Raw genomic sequence first — 8377 nt, forward strand, 5'->3', positions numbered from 1 at the left:
CGGGGCGATCTCCCCACGATTCAAGAACCCACCGGATCGACCATGACCCTGTCCGCCGACACCTTTGCCCGCATCCCTGCCGCGCGCTTGCCCGAGCTGCTGGCCGCCATGCCCAAGGCCGAGCTGCACCTGCACATCGAAGGCTCGCTGGAGCCCGAGCGCATCTTCGCGCTGGCCCAGCGCAACGGCGTGCAACTGAGCTACCCCAGCGTCGAGGCGCTGCGCCAGGCCTACGCCTTCACCGACCTGCAAAGCTTCCTGGACATCTACTACGCCGGTGCGTCGGTGCTGCTCAAGGAGCAGGACTTCCACGACATGGCCTGGGACTACCTGCTCAAGGCGAAGGCTGACAACGTCGTGCACGTCGAGATGTTTTTCGACCCGCAGACCCACACCGACCGTGGCGTGCCGTTCGAGGTCGTGATCAAGGGCCTGACCTCGGCCTGTGAGCGTGCCAAGGCGGAGCTGGGCGTGAGCGCCTCGCTGATCATGTGCTTCCTGCGCCACCTCTCAGAAGAGGCGGCGTTGGAGACGCTAGAGCAGTCGCTGCCGTTCAAGCACCTGTTCATCGGTGTGGGCCTGGATTCGAGCGAGCGCGGTCACCCACCAGAAAAGTTCGCGCGCGTGTTCGAGCGCTGCCGTCAGCTGGGCCTGCACCTGGTCGCTCACGCGGGTGAAGAAGGCCCACCCGAGTACATCGTCAACGCGCTGGACATCCTGCACGTCGAGCGCATCGACCATGGCGTACGTTGTGTTGAAGACTCGGAGCTGGTCAAGCGCCTGGCGCGTGAGGGCACGGCGCTGACGGTGTGCCCGCTTTCCAACATCAAGCTGTGCGTGTTCGGTGACATGGCCCAGCACAACCTGAAGACCCTGCTGGACGCGGGTCTGAAAGTCACCATCAACTCGGACGACCCAGCCTACTTTGGCGGCTACGTCAACCAAAACTACCTGGCCACCTTCGCGGCCCTGCCTCTGGGCGTGAGCGAGGCCTACACCCTGGCGCGCAACAGCATTGAGGCGAGCTTCGTGACCGAGCAGGCCAAAGCGGGCTGGCTGGCGCGGCTCGATCAGACGTTCGAGAGCTTCGCAGCGGCCTGACCGAAGCCGTGAGCATCCATGGCCAGGTGGCCGTGGGTGACGCTGGCATGCAGGCGCACCGCCAGCTCGGGCGTGGTCGCCTCTTCATCACAGGCCGCGCCCGCAGCGAAGTAAAAGGGCAACCAGTGCTCCTGCGTCGGGTGCATGGCGATGGCGTGCGGGGCCAGCTGGCGGTAGGCGAGCAGGGCGGGCCAGTCGGCCGCCTGGACGCGCTCGTTCACCCAGGCCCGAAAAGCGGCGCAATCGGGCTCCTCCGGCGCATCCACCGGCGCAGGGCGGGTGAAGAATCGGCGCAGGTTGTGCGTCAGGCTGCCCGAGCCGATCACCAACACGCCGTCTTGGCGCAGCGAGCGCAGGGCTCGACCCAAGGCGAACACCTCGTCGGGGCTCATGGACGGCACCAGTGACAAGGGCACCACGGGCACGCTCGCATCGGGGAAGGCGTGCATCAACACCGTCCAGATGCCGTGATCCAGCCCACCGTGGGGCGTCCATTGCGCCGGTACCCCGGCCTGGTTCAGCAGCCCAGCCACCCGCCTGGCCAGCTCTGGCTCGCCCGGGGCGTCGTACCGGACCTCGTCGAGCTCGGGTGGAAATCCGCCGAAGTCGTGGATGGCTTCATGGTGCGCGCCGCCCAGCACGAAAGGCGTGGCGGTGGCCGTGTGTGGAGACATCACGACGATGGCCCGCGGCAGGCCCCATGCGCGCGCGATGGCGGGGCCCAAGCGCTGCATGAAGCGACCTGCCGGGCCGGGCTCCAGCGCGATCATGGGCGATCCATGCGATAAGAAAAGCGTGGGCAAGGGCGAGGGCAGGGCGGCAGACATGCGTCCAGTCTAGCGTCCGACCTCATGCTGCGCAGGGCCGAGGGAATGCTGCGATGATGCCCGCTGGTGTGCCAACCCAGGGCCGATTTTCTCGCCCCTTGTTCATCCGATGCCCGAGACCGTGCCGACCAACCAAACAGAAACAGCGCCCACCCTCCGCATTGCCGCCTGGCGCTGGGCGTTGCTGCAGACCCGACGCGACCTGCGCTCGGGTAGCATGCGTTTCCTGCTGGTGGCCGTGGTGCTCGCCGTGGCCGCGCTCACGGCGGTGGCCTTCTTCGCGGACCGCATCGAGCGCGGGTTGAGTCGGGACGCCGCCCAGTTGATGGGCGCGGACGCCGTGGTGGTGGGAGACCAGCCCCTGCCGGCCGAGTTCGAAGCACGTGCCGTGCAACTGGGTTTGCGGGTGGCGCGCACCTCGGTGATGGCCAGCATGGCCCGCGCCCCCGACGACAAAGGTGGCGAAGCTCGCCTGGCGGCTGTCAAGGCGGTCAGCGCCGGGCATCCCTTGCGCGGCCGCCTCACACTCGGCGCCTTGCAGCCCGACGGACAAGTCCAACCCACGGGCCCAGCGCCGGCGGGGGGGCCTGAGGCGGGCCACGCCTGGGTCGATGCAGGCATCTTGTTGGCACTCAACCTCCAGGTGGGTGACTCGCTCTGGCTGGGTGAGCGCAGTTTCATCATTTCAGCGGTCATACAGAGCGAGCCTGATCGCGGGGCCGGGTTCATCAACTTTTCGCCGCGTGTGCTGATCCGCGAGTCCGACCTGGCCTCGACGGAGTTGGTGCAGCCCGCCAGCCGCGTGACCCACCGCCTGCTGGTGGCGGGGCCGGCGCGTGCGGGCGACTCGCAGGCCCCGGTCGGCTCAGAGGAGCCAGAAGCCGCCAAGGGGCCGAAGGCGGCACTCACCAGCGCGGTGGATGCCGAACACGCGTCAGGCCCCGATAACGGGCGGGCCGCGCAAGCCGTGCAGCGTTTTGTCTCTGACAGCCGCGAGCGCATCGAGGCATTGCGTGGTCTGAAGGTCGAAACGCTGGACCAGGGGCGCCCGGAAATGCGCGCCACGCTGGACCGAGCCGGCCTGTTCCTGCGACTGGTGGCTTTGCTGGCGGCCCTGCTGTCGGCGGTGGCGGTGGCCTTGGTCTCGCGGGACTTCGCTCAGCGCCGCCTCGACGATTGCGCCTTGTTGCGCGTCATGGGCGTGCCCCAGCGCACCATGGCCTGGATCTACGGCCTGCAGTTCCTGTTCGTGGGCCTGCTGGCGAGCGCCCTGGGCCTGATGTTGGGTTGGGCCTTCCACCTGGTTTTTGTGGAGCTGCTGGCCAACCTGGTCATAGTCAGTCTGCCGCAGGCTGGCTGGCAACCCTGGGGGCTCGGCGTGGGTGTGGGCGTGCTGCTGACGCTGGGCTTTGGCCTGCCCCCCGTGCTGCAACTGGCCAGCGTGCCGCCCCTGCGCGTGCTGCGTCGCGACTTGGGCGGCTTGCGGCCCTGGTCGGCGGCCATGGGGCTGTTTGGTGCCGTGGCGCTGTTCGGCCTGTTGCTGGCCGTGGCCCGCGACCTGCGGATGGGGGCCATCGCCCTGGGCGGCTTCGTGGCCGCGATGGCGCTGTTTGCCTTGTTGGGCGGGCTCGCCATCGTGCTGCTGCGTCGAGCGGTCGAGCGCCATGGCGAGCGCCTGCCCAACTGGTTGAGCCTGGCCACCCGCCAGGTCACGGCGCAGCCGGGCCACAGCATTGTTCAGGTGTGTGCCCTGGGCATTGGCCTGCTGGCCTTGATGCTGCTGGTGCTCATCCGCACCGACTTGATCACCAGCTGGAAGGCCGCCAGCCCACCTGACGCCCCCAATCGTTTCGTCATCAACATTCAGCCGGACCAGGTCGAAGCCTTCCAGCAGGCCTTGCGAAAGGGCGGGGTGGGCCAATACGACTGGTTCCCGATGGCGCGTGGCCGCCTGGTGGCCATCAATGGCAAACCCGTGCGGCCGCAAGATTTCGTCGATGACAGGGCCCATCGCCTGGTCGACCGCGAGTTCAACCTCAGTCACGCCGTGGAGCCGCCCCGTCGCAACGATCTGGTCGGTGGGCGATTCCTGCCCGAGGAGCCGAACGCTTTCAGCGTGGAAGAAGGCATTGCCCAAACCCTGGGTTTGAAGCTGGGTGACACCTTGCGCTTTGACCTGGCCGGCCAATTCGACGAGCGCCGCATTACCAGCCTGAGGCGGGTGGACTGGTCGTCCATGCGGGTCAACTTCTTCGTGATGACCCCCAGGGCCGCCGAGGCCAACTGGCCCGCGACCTGGATCACCGCCTTTCGCATGCCGGCGGGCTCTGTGCTGGACCGAAACCTGGTGCAGGACTTCCCGAACGTGACCGTGGTCGATGTGACGGCCACGCTGGCGCAGGTGCAGTCGGTGCTGGATCAGGTGATCACGGCGGTCGAGTTCCTGTTCGCGTTCACGCTGGCGGCCGGGCTGATCGTCTTGATGGCCGGCCTGATGACCTCGCGCGAGCGCCGGGCGCGCGAGTGGGCCGTCCTGCGATCGCTGGGCGCGACGCAGGGTTTGCTGGCGCGCGTACAGCGGTTCGAGCTGATCGGCTTGGGCGCTTTGGCGGGTGCGTTGGCTGCGTCGGCATCGCTGGCCATCGGCTGGGCGCTGTCTTCGCGGGTGTTCGAGTTCCCCTGGACGGCGCCCTGGTGGTGGCCCCTGGTGGGCGCCTTCGTCGGGGCCTTGCTGGCCTGGGGTGCTGGCTGGTGGAGCCTGCGAGGGGTGCTGGCGCGCCCCGTGGCCATGACGTTGCGCCGCGCCGACTGACAAAAAAGCCGAGCGCGGTGGCTCGGCTTGGTGCAGCTTCTCGCGGCGTTTTCCTGGGCCCATGGGCCCGCGCGCCGCGAGGGTGACGCTCAGTGCGAGGTCAGGCTGTTGATCAGGCCCATCTCGGCGCTGCCCATCAGCGACTCGATGTCCATCAGGATCAGCAGGCGCTCGTTGATGTTGGCGATGCCGGTGATGTAGCTGGTGTCGATCACCGAGGCGCTCATCTCCGGGGCCGGCTGGATCATCTGCTCGGCCAGTTGCATCACGTCGCTGACGGAGTCGACGACCGCACCCACCACGCGGCCCTTGACGTTGAGCACGATCACCACGGTGAAGCTGTCGATGTCGGACTGGCCGTCATCGCGCACGCAGTTGAACTTCACGCGCAGGTCCACGATCGGCACGATCACGCCGCGCAGGTTGACCACGCCCTTGAGGTAGGCGGGGGCGTTGGCGATCTTGGTGGGCGGCTCGTAGGATCGGATCTCCTGAACCTTCAGGATGTCGATGCCGTACTCTTCGGAGCCCAGCCGGAACGTGAGGAATTCACGACCCGTGGCGGCATGGCGCACCTGGCGGGTGTTGTTCTGGCGCGCACCCAAGCCTGCCGCGGATGAGGCTGCATCGCTGCGAGCGGGGGAGCTGGTCTGGGGGGCGGCTTGCAGGGTTTCCATGTCGGTCCTCTTGGGGTCCTCGTGCGCCGAGCGGGGCGCACACCGGTTCAATGCTCTCAGACTTGGGTATCGGCCAGGTTGCCGGAAAACTGAAGGGCTCTCTTGTGTTCAAGTCAGAACCGGATGCCGTACCAGCCAAACCCGATGCCCCAGATGCGCGAGTCGGCCCGCGAATTGGTGCGCATGGCGGTCACATCCAGCCCCAGCACCTCCGGGATCACCCAGTAGCGCAGGCCCGCGCCTTTTGCACGGTGTGCCGGGTGTCGCCCAGCGCTTCGGCGTAGAGCATCCAGCGCGGCGACAGGTTCCACATCAGGGCCACGCCATGCGTGGTCAGCTTCTGCTGCTGGTCGGTCAGGTGGCTGTGCCCCACGTTGATCAGCAGCGTCACCGAATCGCTCAGGGGCCTGGATGCCATCACGGCGGCGGACCAGTCACCGTCCTGCCAGCGTTTTTGCTCGGGCGGTTTTTCCTGCAGCCAGCCGGCTTTCAGCCCGAACTGCCATTCGCCCCATTTGGCCGACTGCGGCACCCAGCGAAAGCCCAGGAAGCGCCCTTGCGACTGCTCGCTGGCGGGGGAGCTGCGCACCACCTCCAGGTTCAGCTCCAGGCCGGGCAGCACACCGCAGGTCGGGGCGACGTGCACGTGCCGCGAGCCATGCTCGTGGTCCCGCCAGGATTCGAGCTGGCAGGTGCCGACCTCGTTGACGCCGGTGTCGTCCACCGTCAGTGGGCGAGCGGCGTGCGAGCTGCTCAGGCAGGCGATCGTGCCCAGGCCACACAGCATCCGTTTGAAGGTGAGTTGTGCCATGTTCGGCTCCTGTTTGCTCAGACTTGGAAAGCCGCAACCGTCTGCTTGAGTCGCTCGGCCTGCTCCTGCAGGCTGGACGAAGCGGCGGCCGATTGCTCCACCAGCGCCGCGTTTTGCTGCGTCATCTGGTCCAGGTTGACCACCGCCAGGTTGATCTGCCCGATGCCATTGCTCTGCTCGGACGCCGTCACGGAAATTTCGCCAATGGTTTGGCTGACCCGTTGCACGCTGCCGATGATCGCCTCCATCGCGTGGCCAGCTTCCTGCACCAGCCTGGAGCCCGAAGCCACTTTTTCGCCCGAGTCCTGGATGAGTTGTTTGATCTCGCGTGCGGCACTCGCGCTGCGCTGAGCCAGGCTGCGCACTTCGCTGGCCACCACCGCGAAGCCGCGGCCTTGCTCGCCTGCGCGGGCCGCTTCCACGGCGGCGTTCAGCGCCAGGATGTTGGTCTGGAAGGCGATGCCATCGATGACGCTGATGATGTCGTGGATGCGCTGGCTCGTGCGCTGGATCTCGTCCATGCTGGAGACCACACCCGAGACGATGCCATTGCCACGCTCGGCAGCATCGGCCGCCTCGTGGGCAATGCCATTGGCGCAACCGGCCGCATCGGCGTTCTGGCGCACCGTCTGCGTGAGCTCGTCCATGCTGCTGGCGGTCTGCTGCAGGCTGGACGCGGCGGTTTCCGTGCGGCCTGACAAATCCATGTTCCCCGATGCGATCTCTGTCGAGGCGACTGAAATGGCCTGTGCCGACTCCCGAACCTCCACCACGATGTTCTTCAGGCCAGATTGCATCTGCTCCAGGGCGCGCAGCAGGTCGCCTGCTTCGTCTTCCCCATCGATGCGGATGCGGTTGTCGAGCTTGCCCTTGGAGATCGACAGCGCCACATCTCGCGCGGCCTCCACCGGTTTGCAGATCGACTCCTGGTTGACCAGGGTCAGGGGGGTGACGATGAGGGCCGCGACCAGGATGACGGCGATGAACACGCCCTGTGTCCACTGCGCATGCTCGGCCAGCGAAGCCTGCCCCTCAACGGATTCGTCAGACATGATCTGGTCGATCTGGTCGAGCTTGGGGCCGATCGGGTCGGCCAGCGCGATGGCGGCCATCACCTTGGGCTGTACGTTGTCGCCGCCGAGTTGACCGGTGCCGATGGCCTGAATCAGCCCCTGCATCGTGGACTGGTGGGCCTGGAGATCCTGCTGCAAGGCGCGAACGATCGGGTTGTCCTCGTCCTCGGGACCTTCGAGCATCGAGCTGGATTCACTTTTGAGCTTTTCCGCCTGCTCCTGCCACGCCTTGGCATGGTCTTTGAAGCCGCCCATGTCACCCACCGATGCGAACATCGCCACGCGGATCGCCTCCAGCCGCATCAGGGCGCTGGCTTCTCGCATGTGAGCGAGCTCGGTCATTTCCGAGAAGGTGTGTTCGGCGTGATGCCTGGACTCGTCGATGGTGCGGTGCAGGCCCAAAAGCCCGACCACGCCGACGGTCAACAGGAGTGACAACACCATCGCGATGGCACCCATCATGCGGGTGCGGATGGTGAATCGGCGCATCAAGCTGCTCAGGGACATGACTGGCTCCACGGTCAAACGTGTGCGTCACCTTGCAGTCAACCACCCTGCCAGCAACGCTGGATGAGGTGCTATCGGCCGTTTGGCTGAGCGCCTTGAGCGGCGGCAAAGGCCCTCAAGCGTGAAGGATCACCGCCTCCCGGCGGCGACCCCTGTTGTGTCCGGGCTGTGCCCCGGCTCAGACGTTAAAACGGAAGAGTCACACGTTGATGCGGAATTGCCACGCCAGCACTAGGAAAGACGTGGGCTCCAAGGCGAGCGACGCTGTTGTTAGTCATGATCTACCCCCATTTATACCCCCAATTTTACGAGCTTGGCACACCGTACCCCAACAAGGGCGGGCTGCACCCATCAATGAGCATCCTAGTGTAGTGTTTCGTTCTGTTTGGAACTTATCTTGGAATTCGCCCGGATGACCTTCTGCAGGATGTCACGGGCGCTCTTGGTCCAGATGAACGGCTTGGGATCTGTGTTGTGGTGCTGGACGTATTGATCAATGGCAGCGACCAGTTCGGGCACGCTGGTGAACACGCCTCGACGCAGGCGCTCGCAGGTCAGATCTCTGAAGA

Annotated in this window: 6 protein-coding genes and 1 pseudogene; 2 read left to right on the plus strand and 5 right to left on the minus strand. The window is 66.2% G+C overall.

Going from position 1 to position 8377, the window contains the following annotated elements; all coding sequences use genetic code 11:
* Window positions 1-42 precede the first annotated feature (42 nt).
* The gene (locus ABG80_RS01755) at window positions 43-1101 is read left to right on the plus strand and encodes an adenosine deaminase (protein WP_058086080.1); all 1059 of its coding nucleotides are present in this window, start codon (window positions 43-45) and stop codon (window positions 1099-1101) included.
* Here the strand turns inward: ABG80_RS01755 and ABG80_RS01760 are convergent.
* Window positions 1071-1928 (minus strand): DODA-type extradiol aromatic ring-opening family dioxygenase, encoded by an 858-nt coding sequence (locus ABG80_RS01760; RefSeq protein WP_058086081.1) that lies wholly within the window; start codon window positions 1926-1928, stop codon window positions 1071-1073. The two genes, ABG80_RS01755 and ABG80_RS01760, sit on opposite strands and share 31 nt — an antisense overlap.
* Window positions 1929-2037: 109 nt before the next feature.
* Between ABG80_RS01760 and ABG80_RS01765 the strand changes: the two genes are divergently transcribed.
* Window positions 2038-4740 carry an ABC transporter permease gene (locus ABG80_RS01765; RefSeq protein ID WP_058086082.1) on the plus strand — a complete coding sequence of 901 codons (2703 nt, stop codon included), beginning with the start codon at window positions 2038-2040 and terminating at the stop codon, window positions 4738-4740.
* A gap of 89 nt (window positions 4741-4829) precedes the next feature.
* Here the strand turns inward: ABG80_RS01765 and ABG80_RS01770 are convergent, their stop codons facing one another.
* The 4 genes and pseudogenes from ABG80_RS01770 to ABG80_RS23340 form a co-directional block, all read right to left on the minus strand.
* On the minus strand, window positions 4830-5417 hold the full coding sequence (locus ABG80_RS01770) for a chemotaxis protein CheW (RefSeq protein ID WP_083505723.1): 588 nt from the start codon (window positions 5415-5417) through the stop codon (window positions 4830-4832).
* 217 nt (window positions 5418-5634) lie between these two features.
* Window positions 5635-6228: a hypothetical protein gene (locus ABG80_RS01775; protein ID WP_152987407.1), complete on the minus strand. Its 594-nt coding sequence runs from the start codon at window positions 6226-6228 to the stop codon at window positions 5635-5637.
* A 17-nt stretch (window positions 6229-6245) separates the two neighbouring features.
* On the minus strand, window positions 6246-7808 hold the full coding sequence (locus ABG80_RS01780; RefSeq protein WP_058086084.1) for a methyl-accepting chemotaxis protein: 1563 nt from the start codon (window positions 7806-7808) through the stop codon (window positions 6246-6248).
* A gap of 363 nt (window positions 7809-8171) precedes the next feature.
* A pseudogene (locus ABG80_RS23340) lies at window positions 8172-8377 on the minus strand (IS630 family transposase); the annotation flags it as partial.

Origin of the sequence: Aquabacterium parvum (genome assembly GCF_001447195.1) — a bacterium.
GTDB classification, from domain to species: Bacteria; Pseudomonadota; Gammaproteobacteria; order Burkholderiales; family Burkholderiaceae_C; genus Aquabacterium; species Aquabacterium parvum.

Excerpts from the sequence above, each read along its gene's own strand:
- ABG80_RS01755 (WP_058086080.1), top strand. The coding sequence starts at position 43 with ATGACCCTGTCCGCCGACACCTTTGCCCGCATCCCTGCCGCGCGCTTG.
- ABG80_RS01760 (WP_058086081.1), bottom strand. The coding sequence starts at position 1,928 with ATGTCTGCCGCCCTGCCCTCGCCCTTGCCCACGCTTTTCTTATCGCAT.
- ABG80_RS01765 (WP_058086082.1), top strand. The coding sequence starts at position 2,038 with ATGCCCGAGACCGTGCCGACCAACCAAACAGAAACAGCGCCCACCCTC.
- ABG80_RS01770 (WP_083505723.1), bottom strand. The coding sequence starts at position 5,417 with ATGGAAACCCTGCAAGCCGCCCCCCAGACCAGCTCCCCCGCTCGCAGC.
- ABG80_RS01775 (WP_152987407.1), bottom strand. The coding sequence starts at position 6,228 with ATGGCACAACTCACCTTCAAACGGATGCTGTGTGGCCTGGGCACGATC.
- ABG80_RS01780 (WP_058086084.1), bottom strand. The coding sequence starts at position 7,808 with ATGTCCCTGAGCAGCTTGATGCGCCGATTCACCATCCGCACCCGCATG.